Annotated in this window: 16 protein-coding genes and 1 pseudogene; 10 read left to right on the forward strand and 7 right to left on the reverse strand. The window is 70.0% G+C overall.

The features are described from left to right. Positions 1-22 precede the first annotated feature (22 nt). Positions 23-541 (reverse strand): TetR/AcrR family transcriptional regulator, encoded by a 519-nt coding sequence (locus FU260_RS21290; RefSeq protein WP_168211898.1) that lies wholly within the window; start codon positions 539-541, stop codon positions 23-25. A gap of 76 nt (positions 542-617) precedes the next feature. Between FU260_RS21290 and FU260_RS21295 the strand changes: the two genes are divergently transcribed. The 3 genes from FU260_RS21295 (at position 618) to FU260_RS21305 (ending at position 3,557) form a co-directional block, all read left to right on the forward strand. After that, entirely contained in the window at positions 618-1,811 is a 1,194-nt protein-coding gene (locus FU260_RS21295; RefSeq protein ID WP_168211899.1) for an FAD-dependent oxidoreductase, read from the forward strand. 177 nt (positions 1,812-1,988) lie between these two features. Beyond that, positions 1,989-2,876 carry a hypothetical protein gene (locus FU260_RS21300; RefSeq protein ID WP_147918871.1) on the forward strand — a complete coding sequence of 296 codons (888 nt, stop codon included), beginning with the start codon at positions 1,989-1,991 and terminating at the stop codon, positions 2,874-2,876. Positions 2,877-3,026: 150 nt separating this feature from the next. Continuing rightward, positions 3,027-3,557 carry an OsmC family protein gene (locus tag FU260_RS21305; protein ID WP_147918872.1) on the forward strand — a complete coding sequence of 177 codons (531 nt, stop codon included), beginning with the start codon at positions 3,027-3,029 and terminating at the stop codon, positions 3,555-3,557. Between the two features lie 94 nt (positions 3,558-3,651). Here FU260_RS21305 and FU260_RS21310 read toward each other — a convergent pair whose 3' ends face one another. After that, positions 3,652-4,818, reverse strand: coding sequence for a MalY/PatB family protein (locus tag FU260_RS21310; protein WP_147918873.1), 1,167 nt, complete (start codon positions 4,816-4,818; stop codon positions 3,652-3,654). A 140-nt stretch (positions 4,819-4,958) separates the two neighbouring features. Further along, a complete protein-coding gene (locus FU260_RS21315; RefSeq protein ID WP_187368340.1) occupies positions 4,959-5,309 on the reverse strand; it encodes a nuclear transport factor 2 family protein in 351 nt (116 codons plus the stop codon). Positions 5,310-5,428: 119 nt separating this feature from the next. Between FU260_RS21315 and FU260_RS21320 the strand changes: the two genes are divergently transcribed. Then, positions 5,429-6,205, forward strand: a complete 777-nt coding sequence (locus tag FU260_RS21320; RefSeq protein ID WP_147918875.1) for a helix-turn-helix domain-containing protein — start codon at positions 5,429-5,431, stop codon at positions 6,203-6,205. A 76-nt stretch (positions 6,206-6,281) separates the two neighbouring features. After that, positions 6,282-7,769, forward strand: coding sequence for an MFS transporter (locus FU260_RS21325; RefSeq protein WP_147918876.1), 1,488 nt, complete (start codon positions 6,282-6,284; stop codon positions 7,767-7,769). A gap of 141 nt (positions 7,770-7,910) precedes the next feature. Here the strand turns inward: FU260_RS21325 and FU260_RS21330 are convergent, their stop codons facing one another. After that, positions 7,911-9,200: an adenylosuccinate synthase gene (locus tag FU260_RS21330; RefSeq protein ID WP_147918877.1), complete on the reverse strand. Its 1,290-nt coding sequence runs from the start codon at positions 9,198-9,200 to the stop codon at positions 7,911-7,913. A 136-nt stretch (positions 9,201-9,336) separates the two neighbouring features. Between FU260_RS21330 and FU260_RS24670 the strand changes: the two are divergent. The 3 genes and pseudogenes from FU260_RS24670 to FU260_RS21340 form a co-directional block, all read left to right on the forward strand. After that, positions 9,337-9,579: pseudogene (locus FU260_RS24670) on the forward strand (RNA polymerase sigma factor); the annotation flags it as partial. A 91-nt stretch (positions 9,580-9,670) separates the two neighbouring features. Beyond that, a complete protein-coding gene (locus FU260_RS24290; protein ID WP_244951253.1) occupies positions 9,671-10,111 on the forward strand; it encodes a hypothetical protein in 441 nt (146 codons plus the stop codon). A gap of 48 nt (positions 10,112-10,159) precedes the next feature. Beyond that, on the forward strand, positions 10,160-10,705 hold the full coding sequence (locus FU260_RS21340; RefSeq protein WP_147918879.1) for a DUF2087 domain-containing protein: 546 nt from the start codon (positions 10,160-10,162) through the stop codon (positions 10,703-10,705). 166 nt (positions 10,706-10,871) lie between these two features. On the opposite strand, the gene FU260_RS21345 is transcribed toward FU260_RS21340, so the two are convergent. Further along, complete coding sequence (locus FU260_RS21345; RefSeq protein ID WP_147918880.1) at positions 10,872-11,279, reverse strand: DUF3151 domain-containing protein; 408 nt, start codon at positions 11,277-11,279, stop codon at positions 10,872-10,874. 211 nt (positions 11,280-11,490) lie between these two features. Between FU260_RS21345 and FU260_RS21350 the strand changes: the two genes are divergently transcribed. Beyond that, on the forward strand, positions 11,491-11,853 hold the full coding sequence (locus tag FU260_RS21350; protein WP_235912097.1) for an STAS domain-containing protein: 363 nt from the start codon (positions 11,491-11,493) through the stop codon (positions 11,851-11,853). Between the two features lie 148 nt (positions 11,854-12,001). On the opposite strand, the gene FU260_RS21355 is transcribed toward FU260_RS21350, so the two are convergent. Then, positions 12,002-14,122, reverse strand: a complete 2,121-nt coding sequence (locus FU260_RS21355) for an ATP-binding SpoIIE family protein phosphatase (RefSeq protein WP_168211900.1) — start codon at positions 14,120-14,122, stop codon at positions 12,002-12,004. 82 nt (positions 14,123-14,204) lie between these two features. On the opposite strand from FU260_RS21355, the gene FU260_RS21360 reads away from it, so the two are divergent. Further along, positions 14,205-14,576 (forward strand): STAS domain-containing protein, encoded by a 372-nt coding sequence (locus tag FU260_RS21360; RefSeq protein WP_147918882.1) that lies wholly within the window; start codon positions 14,205-14,207, stop codon positions 14,574-14,576. 187 nt (positions 14,577-14,763) lie between these two features. Here FU260_RS21360 and FU260_RS24505 read toward each other — a convergent pair whose 3' ends face one another. Then, positions 14,764-15,300 carry an ATP-binding cassette domain-containing protein gene (locus FU260_RS24505; RefSeq protein ID WP_342355257.1) on the reverse strand — a complete coding sequence of 179 codons (537 nt, stop codon included), beginning with the start codon at positions 15,298-15,300 and terminating at the stop codon, positions 14,764-14,766. Positions 15,301-16,259 lie beyond the last annotated feature (959 nt).

Below are 16,259 nucleotides of genomic sequence, written 5' to 3' on the forward strand. Positions count from 1 at the left end.
CGGGGCTCGTCCTCCGGCCGGCTCAGCGCAACGAGCTGTACAGCAGACGAACGGCCTCGGTCTGCGTCAGGCGAGCGATGGCGTCCACACCGAGGATGTAGCGCGCGAAGATGAACCCGACCACGGCAGTGATCAGCTGTGCTCCTTTGTGTCGGCCGTAGCTCGCTATCAGGGCATCGATCACCGTGCGCTGAAGATAGTGCGAGATCGCCTCGGCGGTGGCGTCGCCGCGGGCGAACGAACGCGCTATCGACGCCAGCCGGGCACCGTGCTCGGGATGCTCCCAGACCGCGACCAGGGCGTGGGCGAGCCGATGGAGATCGAGGCTGCCGTCCGCTCGCCGCGCCACCGCGATCACCTCCCCGGGGCTGATGGTCAGAGCGGCAGCGGCCGCGAACAAACCATCCCGCGAACCGAAATGATAATTGACCAAGGTGTGGCTCACGCCGACCTCGGCGGCCAGTGCGCGATGAGAGGTCTCCGCCAGGTCACCAGCCAAAAAGTGCAGTTGTGCTGCCTCAAGCAACAGCTGTCGGGCCACGGGAGCACCGCGAGGTCGGCCCCGCGATGAATTGACCATGCTGGTCAGCCTGCCACAACTGAGGACGATCTCTGCCATGGACTACTCCACAGATGTTGTCGTAGCTGGCGGCGGGCCGGCCGGCCTGATGACCGGCCTGCTCCTCGCCCGGGCCGGGGTCGAGGTGATCGTGCTGGAAAAGCACGAGGACTTCCTCCGCGACTTCCGCGGGGACACGATCCATCCCGCCACCCAGCACCTCCTCGGCCGGATCGGCCTGATCGAGGAGTTCCTCGCCAGGAACCATTCCGATACGCCACGAATCACGCTCAGCTGGCAGGGGGAGGAGATGACGTTGGCGGAGTTCACTCATCTGCGCACCAGTCGGGCGACGATGACGTTCATGCCGCAGTGGGACTTCCTCGACCTGCTCGCCTCGGCGGCCGCCGAGCTTCCCACCTTCCGCCTGATGCGCTCGACTCGTGTGGACTCTCTCCTGCGCGCCGGTCGGCGGGTCAGCGGTGTCAGCGCCACCGGACCGGACGGCCCGGTCCGAATCCGCGCCCGGCTCGTGATCGGTGCCGACGGTCGTGACTCCACAGTGCGCGAGCTCGCCGGGCTCACTCCGCAGGGTCGGGCCGCCGCCATGGACGTGCTCTGGTTCCGGCTGCCCAAGGAGGCCGACCGTGACTATGCGGCGATCCAGGCCGGCGCCGGCATGATCATCACCCTCGATCGCGGTGCCTTCCTCCAGGTGGCCCACGTCATCCCGGCGGGTGACTGGGCCGGCACCGAGGGGGACATGGTGCAGCTGCGCGAGCGAATCGCCACGATCAACCCCCGGATGGGACGAGCCGTCGAGAAGCTGCAACCCAGCGATATCCACCTGCTCCGCGTGCGGCTGGAGCGGCTGCGCCGTTGGTACACCGATGGACTGCTGTGCATCGGAGACGCGGCACACGCGATGTCGCCGGCCGGTGGGGTCGGGGTCAACCTGGCGATCCAGGACGCAGTCGCGGCCGCACGCCTCCTGGCTCCAGTCCTGCGCAGCCGTGCTCCGCGACCCAGCGACCTGCGCCGGGTGCAGCGGCGGCGCAGCCTGCCGGCCCGTTTGACCCAACGGGTGCAACGCATGCTCCAGCCGGCGCTGCTGGCCTCCCGCGACGCCCGCGCACCGATGCCCTGGTCGCTGCGTCAGCTGCGTCACCATCCGCAGCTCGCTCGGCTGACCGGTCGAGTGGTGGGGATCGGCTTCCGACCCGAGTATGAAGCGCCCGAGCCGATTCGGTAGGGATGCCTCGGGTGCCACAATGCGGCTTCCGGCACCACAACGCTGCTCCTCCGCGGCGGCAGCTGAGTACCGAATGGCAGGCTGAGGCCCGAAAATTCGGGCCTCAGCCTGCCATTCGCGACTCAGCCACGTGGACCTGCCGAACCTCTCCCGCCCATTCTCTTAGACTGTCGGGCGATGAGCCAAGGACCCACTGGGCAGCGTCCCCGCCGTCACCGGCCGGTACGCCGGTGGGTTCGCCGTACCGGTCAGACGCTCGGCGCGATCGTGGCCACCTCCGGTTTCGTCTCCTGCGGAGTGATCACCGGACTCGCCGACGTTCCGACCCTCGATTCTCGCGTGACCGGCGTGATCTTCGCCGGCGCGGGCGTGGTGTTCATCGTCTCGACGATACTCGGTGCGATCTGGGCGGCAGCTGTGCTGATCCGTCAGCTGGCGCTGCGCTGGCCGCGGCGCCGGGCGCTGAAGCGGATGGCTGCCCAGCTCGGCTGGCAGTGGTACCCCAGTGGCCGGTCGATCCCTCCGGATCTGCAGGCGGTGCTGCACGGCCTGCGCCCTGGACCGCAGGACAACCAGCGGAAGCCGAAGTATTCCGAAGCGCTGCGCGGGACGTTCGCCGGTGCGAGTGCGGTGGCGTGCCACTTCGAGCGGGGAGTGAGCTACGAGCTGGAGGTGGACCAGCTCGTCGCCCTCGCGCTCCCGGGCTCGCTGCCGGATCTGCTGATCATCGACCGGGCTGAGGATGCCTACGGCGTCTCCTCGGACCAGCAGTTCGAGTCCGCCCGGTTCAACCACCTCTGGCGGGTGGAGACCGAGGACCACCGGTACGGCTCCGCGTTCACCCACCCGCAGCTGATGGAGCTGCTCGGCTCCCTGGATCTCAGCGTCACCGAGATCCGGGTGCGCGGCAACTGGCTGATCTCACACGCACCGACGGCGTTCACCCCGGAACTCCTTCGCGTGCACCTGGACGCGCTCGCCCGGATCGCCGCCGCCGTACCCGCCTGGGTGTGGCAGGACTTCGGCCATGCCGTCCCCGGCCGGGGACCCGCGAGCCACCGCTGACCAGCGCCACGGCCGCAGCTCACCCACCGTCCCCACTCGATCCCGGTCCTCGGCGACGGACCTGCGCCTGGTGAGCTCCGCCGTCGTCCGCATGACGAGACCTTTCTGCTCGCTCAGCGAGCACCACCGGTCTCCGGCGAGGATCGGTCCATGACGAACACCACAGCACCCGCCATCGACCTGACCGAGCTGATCACGCAGACCTCGACCGCCCTGTCCAGCGCCGACACCGACGCCGCCACCGTGCGCTTCGGTGTGCAGGCCACCCTGGCAGCGGGCACGAACACCCAGGTGGAGATCACCGCGGGCAAGCACGAGTTCACCATCGACGAGCCGCCCGCCCTGGGCGGGGAGAACGTGGGCGCCAACCCGGTGGAACACCTGCTGGCCGCTCTTGCCGCATGCCAGGTGATCACCGTGAAGGTGTGGGCCGCCAAGCTCGGCCTGGCCGTGGATGACGTGAAGGTGGAGCTGGCCGGCCCGATCGACCTGCGCGGTTTCCTCGGTGTGGATGCCGACGTGCGCCCAGGCTTCGGTCAGATCGAGGTGACCACCCGAATCCTTGGGCCGGAGCCGGCCGAAGCCTACGACGAGCTGATTCGCAAGGTGGAAGCGCACTGCCCGGTGCTGGACAACCTCACCGCTGGGGTGCCGGTGCGCACCACGATCACCGCGGGTTGAGCCACCGCGCCTACCGCGAACGTTCTCTCGCGCGGCTGGCGATCCAGTTTTCCCCGCACCAAGGGGCGTTCACGCAACCTCTCCGGCGCGAGCGCTACCGGGACCGCACCGCCTCGGCCATCTGTTCCACAATCTGGGCGAGGATCGGCCGCGGGGTGGCGAAGTTCAGTCGGACGAAGCCGGCGCCGACCCCGCCGCATGCGGTGCCGTCGGTGAGCGCGACCCCGGCCTTCTCCCGCAGGAACTGCGCAGGCCGGTCTCCCAGACCGAGTTCGCGCAGGTCCAACCACGCCAGGTAGGTCCCCTCCGGCGGGGTGTAGCCCACCTCGGGCAGGTGCTCGGCGAGCAGGTCGCGCAGCAGGTGGCGGTTCCCGTCCAGGTAGCCCAGCACGTCCTGCAGCCAGGGCCGACCCCGGGTGAAGGCGGCGATAGCGGCGATCACGCCGAGGTTGGCGGCGCCGTGCTCGAACGAGTGGCCGACCCGGGCCCACCTGGCCGCGTCCGCCTCGTTGGACAAGATCAGCTGGGCACACTTCATCCCGGGGAGGTTCCACGCCTTCGACGCCGACGCAGCGGTGACCGTGTGCTCGGCCGCGACCTCGCTGGTCGAGGCGTACGGCACGTGCACGTGATCGCCGAACACCAGCGGCGCGTGGATCTCGTCGGAGAACACCCGCCCACCGTGACGTTCGACCACCTCCGCGATCTGGACCATCTCCTCTCGCTCCAGCACCCGGCCGATCGGATTGTGCGGGTTGCACAGGATGAGCAGATGTCCGCCCGCCCGGAATGCGGCGTCGAGGGCGTCCAGGTCGTAGACGTACCGGTCGCCGTCGCGGGCCATCGGTACCTGGATCACCTCCCGGCCCATCGACGGCGGCACGGTGAGGAAGGGCATGTACGCGGGCGTCGGCAGGATCACCGGCGAGCCATCGCGCGAGAAGTGCTCGATCGCTGCCTGCAGCCCGGAGATCACGTCGGCCAGCGGACGCACCCGTTCGGCTGGGGTGTCCCAGCCGTAGACCGACGACGACCAGTCGGCATAGGCATGCGACATCTCGTGGGCGAGGGGGTCCGGGAGGTAGCCGAACAGCCCGACGTCGACCGCCTCGTGCAGCGCCTGGGTGATCACCGGCGCGGGCGGAAAGTCCATCTCGGCGACGAACGCGCCGAGCGCCTCGGGATGGGTGGACCACTTCACGCTGCCGACCTCGCGCAGGTGCTCGATCTCGATGGCGTCGAAGTCGGTGGTGTGCGTCATCTCAGCTCTCTCGTTGGTACTCCTGCTGCTGACCGGTCAACCGGCTTCGTTCCAGCACGACGGCGGTCGGTCTCGATCGTACGATGCGTGGCCCGCCGCCTGGGGTGCGTGGGCGCGACGGCCTGGTCCCCAGCCCGCCCTCAGGCCGGCACCTTGTCCAGGAAGCCGCGGACATCCTGGATGCGACCGTCGGCGGCGAGGACGGCGACATCGAAGCCGATCACCACCGGTTCGCCGCCGGCGGGACCCAGGCCCCACTGGAAGCGCACCTGGTCGTGGTGAGCGTCCGGAGTGCCGATGGGTGCGAAGACGAAGTCCGGGAACTGGGCCTGGATACTGTCGATGAGTGCGGTGAGACCGTCGTGCCCGGTCACCTGCGCCATCGGGTCGGTGTAGGTCAGCTCCGGGGAGAAGTGTTCGGCCAGCAGGCTCGCGCGCTCGCCGGGGGCAGAGTTCCAGGTGGCCAGGTAGCCGTCGACGATGTGGTTCATGATCTGCTCCGAATCGTTGCTGGTGCGGTGGGTGAGGATGACTCTGCCGCCACAGCGTCCTGGCAGCCATGACCTGCCAGGTCATGACCCACCCGACTTCCGGCCCCTAGGCTCGAGGCATGACCACGCTCGAGGCCCCCGCACCGGTCGGAGAGATCCTCCGCGGCTGGCGGGAGCGCCGCCGGTTCAGCCAGCAGGAGCTGTCCAATGTCTCCGCTGTCTCCACGCGCCACCTGAGCCGGGTGGAGACCGGCAAGGCTCACCCCACCTCAGCGATGCTGCTGCGGCTGGCGGATCATCTCGACGTACCGCTGCGAGCGCGCAACCGCCTCCTGCTCGCTGCCGGCTATGCACCCCGCTACCCCGACCACCCCCTGCAGGACTCCTCGCTCGCCTCGGTGATGGACGGGTTGCGTGGTCTGCTCGATGCCCACCTGCCGTACCCCGCGCTGCTGCTGGACGACTACTGGGATGTGGTGGATAGCAACGCGGCAGTCGACGCGCTGCTCGACGGATGCGCGGCCGAGTTGCTGGAACCACCGGTGAACGTTCTCCGGCTGAGCGTTCACCCCAGCGGTCTGGCGCCGCGGATCGAGAACTTCGACCAGTGGGCGGCGCACCTGCACCACCAGGTCGCCTCCCGGGCGGAGCGCACCGGCGACCCGCGGCACCAGCAGCTGGCAGCCGAGATGGCCCTGCACCGGGGCCGAGAGTCGGGCGAGTCACAGTCGAGCGGGCCGGTACTCACGATGGACCTGCGCGCCGGCGCGCAGGTGCTCCATCTGTTCAGCACGACGGCCCAGCTGACCACCGTCACCGATGCCGCGCTCGAAGGTCTGCACCTGGAGACGTTCCTGCCGGCCGACGAGGCCACGCGGCGCATTCTCACCGGATGATCACCGGTCGCCCGGTAGTGCCTAGACTGGCCAACCGGCCGCACGATCGGATAAGTCGTGGGCTGGGGAGGGATCGATGACCGGCACCGGCTCGCGTGCCCGAGCGCTCACCCTGCTCGCGGTGAGCAACGTGCTCGGCGGTGTCGGCGTCGCCTCCGGGGTGGCGGTGGGCGGACTGCTCGCCGAACAGGTCGGCAGTACCGAGGTGGCCGGCCTGGCGCAAGCGGCCAGTGTGCTCGGGGCGGCGGTGGCGGCAATCCCGCTGGCGTCGATGGCCACCCGGCGGGGGCGGCGCTGGTCGTTGACGATCGGCTACCTGATCGCACTGCTCGGCGCCTTCTTGATTCTCGCCGCAGCGGTCGCCGACTCCCTGCTGGTGCTGCTGCTCGGGCTGGGCACGTTCGGGGTCGCGCAGGCCACGAACCTGCAGTCCCGGTACGCGGCGGCCGACGGCGCCCCGGCCACCAGCCGGGCGAAGTCGATGTCGGTGGTGATCTGGGCGACCACGATCGGGTCGGTCGCCGGCCCGAACCTCAGCGCCGCCGGTGCAGGTCTCGGGCCATCGTTCAGCGTGCCTGCTCTCGCGGGTCCCTACCTGTTCTCCGTGCTCGCCTTTGCGGCAGCTGCGACGCTGATCGGGGTGTTCTTCCGGCCGGTGGCCAGGCTCACCATGCCGAGTGTGGCAGTCGCCGAGCGGAACATGCCGGATCGGGCCGGGCCAGCCCAGACCGAAGCGGCGGCATCCGAGGCGACGGCGCCCGCGGTGGCGGCAGCGCCCGAGGCGGCGGCGGTCGAGGCGGCAGCGCCCGAGGCGACAGCGCCCGAGGCGGCGGCAGCGCCCGAGGCCGCGGCGGTCGAGGCGGCAGCGGTCACGCCAGAGCATGCGGAGGTCGGCGACCCCACCGATCCCGCCGTGACCCCGCGCGCGGTCGGCGCTCTGGCTGCGCTTCGCTGGGCCGTGCGCCACCCAGTCGCCCGGTTCGCCGTCGTGCTGATCGCGGTGGCGCACGCCACGATGGTGATGGTCATGGTGATGACCCCGCTGCACATGCAGCACCACGGGATGGGTCTGGAGCTGGTGGGCATCGTGATCAGCCTGCACGTGCTCGGCATGTACGCCCTCAGCCCGGTGTTCGGCTGGCTCGCGGACAAGTTCGGCGGCGTGCGGATCGCCATCTGCGGAATCGGGATCCTCGCGCTGGCGGTCCTGCTGGGGATCCTGGCGGCAAGCACCGGCGGCGACCCGCGGATGACAGCCGTAGCACTCGTGGTGCTCGGCCTGGGCTGGTCCGCCTCACTGATCGCTGCCTCGACGCTGCTGGCCGGGGTGAGCGCCGACCAGGTGCGGATACCGCTGCAAGGGGCCACCGACGCCGGGATGAACTACGCCGGCGCCGCCGTGGCAGCCCTCGCCGGACCGATCCTTGCTGCCGGCGGATTCCGCGCGGTGAACCTGGCTGCCGCGGTGCTGCTGGTGCCCGCCGTGCTGCTTGCGATCAGCGCCCTCCGGGCGAACAGCCAGGGCGAGCGAACAGACCGGACGAGCTCCGCCGTCGACGGCTAGCGGCACGCGAATCCCGAACCCCGCCCCCGCGGGCGCACCCACCCCAGCGGCCACGGCCGCCCGCCAACGGAATCCACTTGGCGCATCGATACCGGCACGCAGCGGGCAGCGGTTGCGAGGTGGGAGGACGGGTGGTGCGCCTCAGTCGTCGAGCAGGTCGTACCGCACGATCGTCGCTTCCCGGTCCGGACCCACCCCGATCGCGGACACCCGTGTTCCGGACATCTCCTCCAGGGCGAGCACGTAACGCTGGGCGTTGATCGGCAGGTCCTCGAAGCTGCGGGCGCCGGAGATGTCCTCCCACCAGCCGTCGAGGTACTCGTAGATCGGGGTGGCGTGGTGAAAGGCGGTCTGGTCCACCGGCATCTCGTCGTGCCGCACCCCGTCAACGTCGTAGGCCACACAGACCGGGACCTTCTCCCAGCCGGTGAGCACATCGAGTTTAGTGAGCACCAGATCAGTGAGGCCGTTGATCCGAGTCGCATAGCGGGCGATCACCGCGTCATACCAGCCGCAACGGCGCGGCCGCCCGGTGGTGACCCCGTACTCGCCACCGGCCTTGCGCAGTGCCTCACCGTCGTCGTCATCCAGCTCGGTGGGGAACGGACCCTCACCCACGCGGGTGGTGTAGGCCTTGATCACGCCGACGATCCGGTCCAGCCGGGTCGGGCCGATCCCGGAGCCGGTGGCCGCACCACCGGCAGTGGCCGAGGACGAGGTGACGAACGGGTAGGTGCCGTGGTCGACGTCCAGCATGGTGGCCTGGCCGGCTTCGAAGACCAGCGTCTTGCCGGCATCCAACGCCTGGTTCAGGACCAGGGAGGTATCGGCGACCATCGGGCGGATCCGGTCGGCGTAGGAGAGCAGCTCCTCGGTGACGGCGTCGATATCGGCGGCACGCCGGTTGTAGATCTTCACCAGGATCTGGTTCTTCTGGTCCAGCGCGCCCTCGACCTTCTCCCGCAGGATGGTCTCGTCGAAGAGGTCCGCAATCCGGATGCCGACCCGGCTCATCTTGTCCGCATAGCTGGGGCCGATGCCGCGACCGGTCGTACCGATCTGCCGCTTGCCGAGGAACCGTTCGGTGACCTTGTCCAGCGTGCGGTTGTAGCTGGGGATCACGTGCGCACTGGAGGAGACCAGCAGCTTGGACACGTCCACCCCGCGGGCGGTGAGGGCGTCCAGCTCCTCGAACAGCACCTCGAGGTCCACGACGACGCCGTTGCCGATCACCGGCACGCACCCTGGGGAGAGGATCCCCGAGGGCAGCAGGTGCAGGGCGTACTTCTCCTCGCCGACCACCACGGTGTGCCCGGCGTTGTTACCGCCGTTGAACTTCACCACGTAATCGACCCGGGAGCCAAGCTGGTCCGTCGCCTTGCCCTTGCCTTCGTCGCCCCACTGGGCGCCGAGGACTACAACCGCTGGCATCGAGGTTCCTTCCTTCGTTTCCGGCCCGTGCCGGACCCCACCGCAGCCTACCGGTCGGCGCGGCGTCTCCCGGCGGAACGCTGTCCGTGCGCCAACGGGTGTGTAACACTCCGGCAGATGAGAGCCAAGTAAGGGTATGAACGAGATCCGGGGCATCGGCACCGATCCCGACGCCTTCGAGCGCTTCTACCGGGCGCATGTACGCGCAGTGGAAGGGTTCGTGGCGCGCCGGGTAGGCGACCCGCATATCGCAGCCGATCTGACCGCGGACATCTTCGTCGCAGCGATCGAATCCGCAGCCCATTACGACGCCTCCCGGGGAACTCCGATCGGTTGGCTCTACGGGATCGCTCGCAACGTCGTCGCACAGTGGCACCGCAGTTCTGCGCGCGAACGGCGCACCGCGGCGCGCATCAGCGGCCGCGCGCTCCTGGATGACGACGCACTGCGCCGGACGGAAGAACGCCTCGATGCCGAGCTGGGCGCTCGGGAGCTGTACGTCGGCATGGCCCGCCTATGCGGTGGAGGAGAACTCCGCCGGCGATGTCAGCTTCAGCCTGTTCAGGCCCGAGGGCACCATCGAGTTGGAGTCGGCCCTCGCCGACCACGGGATCACCGCCGACATCACGGTGCTGCCGGCGGATACGATGTGCGCACCAGGCCGGTTTCCCGGCGAACGAGACTGGCCACACTGGCTGCCCGTGCCGGACGCTGGCGGGGGAGATACGACCCAGCTGGTCCCGGCCGGCTCTCTTCAGGACGGCCAAACGCTCGTCGTGGTCTACATGGGCACACTCGAGGACAGGCAGCCTGGCGCCACGGCCGCCACCAGCCTCGCGATCGCGGACGGTCCAGTGGGCGACTGCGTGCCGATTGAGGTCCCGATGACTCCCTCTGTGGAACAGGCGTAGCAGCGGCGGCACCCGAGGGCAGCACAGGCGCGGTTCTACAGTGGGCCCATGTCCGAGAACCAGGCCGACTGGCGTCCGATCGTCGCGGCACTGAACAATCCCCAAACTCGCCGCGTCTATGCGCAGGTGGTGCTCGGGCATGAGGCGGAAACCCTTGGCGACGGCCTCAGTCCGGCCAGGAGACGCCACGTGCTCGAGTCCCTCGTCAAGGCCGGCCTGATCAGCAAGGACGGCGACGGCTACCGGGACCGCAGCGAGGTCTTCACCCAGTTGCTGGCAGCGATCCCCCGGCCCGCCGACCGAACCGGCCCCGAGCGATTCCTCAACGGACGGGGTGAGATCGACCGCTACCCGTCGGACGCCACCGAGCTACACGGACTGCTCGCATTCATTGCCGGCGAGGTGCTCACCAACGACGACGTGCTGACCGAGAAGGAACTCAACGAACGTCTCACCCCGTTCAGCCAGGACACGGCGGGCCTACGACGCCGCCTGGTCGACGCCGAACTGCTGGACCGCACCCCTTCCGGCTCGCAATACTCCCGTGTTGCCGGCGCAGCGGTCGATCAGGCGTCAGCCGAACCTGCGGGATAGAACTTCGCGCAGAGAATCTTCTCCCCCTGACCGACGGCGGCCGACGGGCTGCCGACTCGTTCGACACTCGTCACGTCGGGTAGTTACCCCAGGTATCGCGCTGGCGCAGCAAGTAACGACTGGATCGATTCACGGGGGCGGAGGGGTGAAGGGAAGTGAGCGCGGGTCAGAGCTGGCGGGCGGCGGGATCGGAATCGTCGGCGAGGGTGCGGCAGCGCTGCGCCTCCTCGTCCTCACCGATCTTCTCGGCAGCATCCGCGAGCGCGAGCAGCGCGATCAGGAACCCCTGGTTCGGCACATGGTCGGCAGGGATCGGGCCGGCGCCGCGCCAGCCGGCCTTGCGCAGGGAGTCCAGCCCACGGTGGTAGCCGGTGCGCGCAAAGGCGTAGGCGCTCACCGGGTCGCCGGCGGAGAGGCTGGCCCGGGCAAGCAGAGCCCAGGGATAACTGGCGGCGGGGTAGCGGGCGGCCACCTCACGCAGGTCGACGCCCTCGTCCAGGGCGGCGCGGGCGGCCATGTCCGGGTGGTCCTCGGGCAGGCGAGTGGGCTCGGGCTCGAGCAAGTTCTGGGTCATGACCTCACTCTCTCATCGCCGTCTCGCCCCCGGCCACCGACAACAGGCACGCTCAACCTGCGGACCACAGGCTTGCACCCGTCCCACCGGGTCGAGGCGCTCTCGCGCCGGACACCAGTGCGCGGACGCCCGGATACCAGTGCGAGAAATCCCGCCGCCCTCCTCGACATGCAGAGTCGCTGCACGAGGACTAGTCTCCACGGAGCACCCAGTGGAAGGCCCCTTTGTGATGATCGATGTCGTGGCGTCGGGCAGCGGCATGCTCGTCACGGTCACCGGCGACCTCGACCTCACCTCCCGGGACTACGGCGAAGCCACGCTGCGCCGGATCGGACTCCGGGGACGCGCGAACCTCACGCTGGACCTGTGTCGGATGAACTTCATGGACTCCACCGGGGCCGCCTGGATCGCCGCACTCGTGGAGCAGGACAAGCGGCTCGGCGGTAGCACGGTGCTGCGTGGCGCGGGCCCTCGGGACTTGTTCGTGCTCGAAGTGTGCGGCGTGCTCGACCGGGTCGAAGTGGACAGCACGCACCACTGCCGGGATCAACGCCGCAACCACGCCAGCGCCTGACCACCGCTGCCGGCACCAGCACGGACCCCTCCGCCTCTCCGCAAGCATGCACGCCGCCCCGACGCCGTCAGGGCCGGCCATCGCGCAGGCTCTCCGCGGGCGTCGCGCCGCCATGGCGTCAGGACTCGACCATCGGGCCGTGACCCGCTCAGGGCTCGGCCGAGACCTGCAACGTGGTGTCGCCGTGCACCCGCGCCCAGACCACCTTCCCGGTCCCGGAAGGCCGCCAGCCCCAGTCGGCCAGCCGCTCCACGATCTGCATCCCGTAGCCACCGACGCGCGCGGCGTGCGGCTCCAGGTGCGTGGGTGGGACCGGATTGCCGTCCTCCACCTCGATCCGGACGCCGTCGCCGGTGTCCTGCAACCGCAGCAGCACCGGACCCTCGCCGTACAGGACGGCGTTCGCCACCAACTCGGAGACGATCAGTTCCACAACGGCCGGGTCACGGTCCCAGGAAGAGCACGCCTCTGCGACCAGTCGGCGCGCCCGCCGCACCGAGTCGGTCGCGGGCGCCAGCCGCCAACGACGGAACCGGCCGCGGCGTCCCATCCCGCCCTCGAGGCTGGGTACCCGAATCACCACCACAGCGATGTCGTCCTCCGGGGGCGCCGCGAACTGCCGCAGCACCTGTTCGCCGACGCCGGCCGCATCTTCCTCGGCTGCGGCAGCGAGCATCACCTCCCGAAGGCGTGCGACGCCGTCATGCACGGGGCGGTCTCGGCGCTCCACGAGGCCGTCGGTGTACAGCACCAGCACGTCCCCCGGTTCGAGCGGCAGCTCGGCAGTGGACCGACCACCGTCGCCGAAACCCATCAACGGCCCACGTGCCGAACTCATCTCCGTCACCTCGCCGGCCGAGACCACCAGCCCGGGCAGATGACCCGCGCTGCTGTACCGCAGAGTCCACTCCCCGGGCGTCACGGCGCTGGGCTGCAGGGTGGCGTACACCAAGGAGGCAGGGCGGCGGATCCGCATGCTCTCCACCATTCCGTCCAGCCGGGAGAGCACAGTGCCCGGATCGTGGAGCTCGTTCGCGAACGTGCGCAGGACCGACCGCAGCTGGCCCATCGCGGCAGCCGCCTCCACGTCATGCCCGACGACGTCCCCCACCACAGCGCCGATCACATCGTCGCCAAGGTGCACCACGTCGTACCAGTCCCCGCCCACCTGGGCATGCTCGGCGTTCGGGGAGTAGTAGGTCCAGACGTCCAGGGAGTCGATGTGATCCAGATCCGGGAGCATCGCCCGTTGCAGCGTCTCGGCCAGCACATGCTCGGCCTCGGTGAGCCGCACGTGGTCCATCGCCAGACCCACCCGCTGGGCGGTGGACTCCAGCAGCAGGCCCGACTCCTGCGCGGCAGCACGTTCGCCCGGCTCGATCACCGCCATCAGTCCGAGCACACCGCCACGCCCCCGGAGCGGAGCCACGATCGCCTCCCGGCGCAGGTCGGGACCGCGCTGGGTGGCGGCGTTGATCAGGTCGGCGAGCTGTTGGCTGGCGCTCCCCGGCAGGTAGACGGCGTCTAGATCGAGCCGCATCCTGCGCATCGGCCCGGTGACCAGCAGCCGGCCGACCGGATCCTCCTCATCGGAATAGGTGATGCCGCGGCGCGGATGCCGCCCGCGTTCGGCGGTGACGCTGTCCAACCCGGTGATCGGGCGTAGCACAGAGTCCTCGGTGAAAAAGCCGCACCAGGCGAAGACGTGCTGGCACAGCGCTCGCGAGATCACCGTCAGGGCGTCGCCGTCCTCACCTTCATGGATCACATCGGAGACCTTCGCGAGGGCCTCCAAGGTGTGCCGGGAATGGTGCACCAGGTCCTGCATATCGGTGCGCACCGGCTGCGGCGGGCTGCTCTGCACGAACACGAACCGCCGGATCGCCCCCTCCACCGCCCGCGGCGTGACGACGGCATCGAGCACGATCTCGTGCCCGTCCGCACGCAGCATCGGCACAGTGAGCGAGAAGCTCGCACCGTCGATCGCATGCTCGGCGATCTCGGCGAGCACCACCGACCGGTAGCCCGGGCTGATCAGTTCGCCGCGGGCGCGGCCTTCTCGAGCGGTATACCCGGTGATCTGCTGAAACGCGGTGTTCGCCCAGCGCAGCACCAGTCCCGACCCGGCCAAGTCCACCACGGCCACCGCACGCTCGCCGTCGAGCACCACCTCTGCTGCGGCAGCACGTGCGTCCTCGCGGACCGCAGTCCTGGGACCATCGAGGGCTCCGTCAGACTCAGTCTCGCCCGATCGGGCAAAGTTGTTCATCACCGCACCCTCCATCGTCTACGGTGTGACCTAGCGGACATCCACGCACACGCGCGGTATCCGTACCCCTCAAGGAGGCCCGATGCCAGACGCTAACAGTTCCGGCACGGACGCGCCCCGTGAGACCAACGGCGCTGGGTCCGTACACACGCTGTTGGACCCCGACTGCACCCGCCTGGTGCTCTCCGGGGAGATCGACGTCGCGCTCACCGACGACCTCACCGAGGCCGTCACCGACGCCGAGGCCGCCGGGTTACCGGTCCAGGTGGACGCCCGGCACGTGACCTTCATGGACTCCTCCGGCATCGCTCTGCTGGCGCGTCTGGCGAACCGCACGCCGGGCCGGCTGAGCCTGATCAAGCCGCCGGACGTGGTGCGGTTCCTGCTCGACGTCACCCGGATCGGGGACCTCGTCGACGTGGTCGACGGCGACCGGGACACCCACGAGAACTGAGCAGGGCCGGCGCGCCACTGTTCGAGGTACACACGGGCGTAGCGCGCCACTGTTCGAGGTGCGCACGGGCGTGGCGCGCCCCTGTTCGAGGTACGCACGGGCGTAGTGCGCCCCCGGTCACGCGCCACAGGTGACGGCCACCAGTCGCGCCGCGGGCCACTCGCCCTGATCCCCGCTGGCACCCAGCTCAGCCGGCCAGGTGCCCCCAACGCGACTCGAGCTCGCGCCAGGGCCCCACTGCCGCGACCTGTCCCGCGGTGAGCACCACCACCCGGTCGGCCAGCGCCAGTGCCGCGCGCTTCGCCGTCGCGCCGATCACGGTGGCGCGGCGTTCCCGCAGTGCAGCCCACAGCTCCAGCTCGGTGGCGGCATCCAGCGCACTGGAGACGTCGTCGGCGAGCAGCAGCTCGGCATCGGTAGCCAGGGCCCGGGCGAGCGCCAGCCGCTGCACCTGACCGCCGGAGAGCCGCACGCCACGGTGCCCGATCACCGCGTCCACCCCACCGGCGGCAGCGACGTCCCGCGTCAACCGGGCATCGGCGATCGGGCGGTCGAGCCCGCGCTCGTGCCCCAGTGCGATGTTGTCCGCGAAGGTCCCGGAGAGCACCCGCGGGACCTGCGCGACGTGCGCCACCCGGCCGGGGCGCAGCACCTCTTCGGCGTCGGTGATCTCGCGGCCGTTCCAGCTGATCGACCCGCGGTGGGCGACCAGCCCGGCGAGCACATCGAGCAGACTGGACTTGCCCGAGCCGACCTGCCCCGACGAGCAGCACCAGCTCCCCGGAAGCGACGGTCAGGTCGACGTCCTGGGCTCCGATCGTGCCGTCGTCGTGCACTGCGGTCAGGGTCGCTAGGCGGAGCTCGTGCAACGCCTCACGCTCACCCGCACGCGGCGGCGGTGACTGGCCGGTGAGCAGGTCCACGCCCGGTGCACCGTCCATCAGGTCCACACCGCCGGCGAACGAGCTGGTGGCTCGCTGCCAGGACCGGGTGCCCGGCGCCTCGGTGATCACCGAACCGGCCACGATCCCGAACCAGCCGAAACCGTTCACGGCGTTCGCCACCAGCAGCGCCGTGGCCAAGCCCCACCAGTCCCACAACACCGGAGCCCAGGCGGCGACCACTCCGACCTGCACCATCACCACAGGCACGCCGTACAGCACGGCCTGCACCCGGTGCTCACGCACGGCCGCATCCACGCGTCCGGCGTCGACCTGGCGCAGGTGCGCGTGCACTGCCGGGGTAGCCCCGGCGAGCTTGACCGTGCGGGCCGAGTCCAGTGCGGACACCAGGGCGCGGCCGAAGCCAGCCCGGGTGTTGGCGGCCGCGGTGGCCGAGCGTCCGGCCACCGGTCGGCCCACGCTGGAGGCAGCCGCGGAGGCCACCATCACCGCGAGCAGCACGGCGCCGGCCAGCCAGGTGCCGCCGAGCAGTGCCGTGGCCACGGCGATCACCAGACCGTTGATGAAGTCGACCCACCGGTCGGCGTATCGGGCATACCGGTCGGCATCCATCGTCCGCGCCACCACCTCACCGGGCGGAGTGCGCGGGAGCCGGTGCTGCTTGGTCTGGCCGAAGAGCACGGTCATCCGGGTGCGCAACAGCACCTCGATCCACCACCGCGGGTAGCGCCACACCGCATCGGCGAGCACCAGGGGTGCTGCCAGCAGTGAGACCACCAGG

Origin of the sequence: Ruania zhangjianzhongii, from assembly GCF_008000995.1 — a bacterium.
Taxonomy (GTDB): Bacteria; Actinomycetota; Actinomycetes; order Actinomycetales; family Beutenbergiaceae; genus Ruania; species Ruania zhangjianzhongii.

What these genes read in the sequence shown, in the direction of transcription:
- FU260_RS21295 (WP_168211899.1), top strand. Translation starts at nt 618, where the DNA reads ATGGACTACTCCACAGATGTTGTCGTAGCTGGCGGCGGGCCGGCCGGC.
- FU260_RS21310 (WP_147918873.1), bottom strand. Translation starts at nt 4,818, where the DNA reads ATGACGCACACCACCGACTTCGACGCCATCGAGATCGAGCACCTGCGC.
- FU260_RS24290 (WP_244951253.1), top strand. Translation starts at nt 9,671, where the DNA reads ATGCCGAGCTGGGCGCTCGGGAGCTGTACGTCGGCATGGCCCGCCTAT.
- FU260_RS21300 (WP_147918871.1), top strand. Translation starts at nt 1,989, where the DNA reads ATGAGCCAAGGACCCACTGGGCAGCGTCCCCGCCGTCACCGGCCGGTA.
- FU260_RS21355 (WP_168211900.1), bottom strand. Translation starts at nt 14,122, where the DNA reads ATGAACAACTTTGCCCGATCGGGCGAGACTGAGTCTGACGGAGCCCTC.
- FU260_RS21340 (WP_147918879.1), top strand. Translation starts at nt 10,160, where the DNA reads ATGTCCGAGAACCAGGCCGACTGGCGTCCGATCGTCGCGGCACTGAAC.
- FU260_RS21305 (WP_147918872.1), top strand. Translation starts at nt 3,027, where the DNA reads ATGACGAACACCACAGCACCCGCCATCGACCTGACCGAGCTGATCACG.
- FU260_RS21320 (WP_147918875.1), top strand. Translation starts at nt 5,429, where the DNA reads ATGACCACGCTCGAGGCCCCCGCACCGGTCGGAGAGATCCTCCGCGGC.
- FU260_RS21345 (WP_147918880.1), bottom strand. Translation starts at nt 11,279, where the DNA reads ATGACCCAGAACTTGCTCGAGCCCGAGCCCACTCGCCTGCCCGAGGAC.
- FU260_RS21330 (WP_147918877.1), bottom strand. Translation starts at nt 9,200, where the DNA reads ATGCCAGCGGTTGTAGTCCTCGGCGCCCAGTGGGGCGACGAAGGCAAG.
- FU260_RS21325 (WP_147918876.1), top strand. Translation starts at nt 6,282, where the DNA reads ATGACCGGCACCGGCTCGCGTGCCCGAGCGCTCACCCTGCTCGCGGTG.
- FU260_RS21360 (WP_147918882.1), top strand. Translation starts at nt 14,205, where the DNA reads ATGCCAGACGCTAACAGTTCCGGCACGGACGCGCCCCGTGAGACCAAC.
- FU260_RS21315 (WP_187368340.1), bottom strand. Translation starts at nt 5,309, where the DNA reads ATGAACCACATCGTCGACGGCTACCTGGCCACCTGGAACTCTGCCCCC.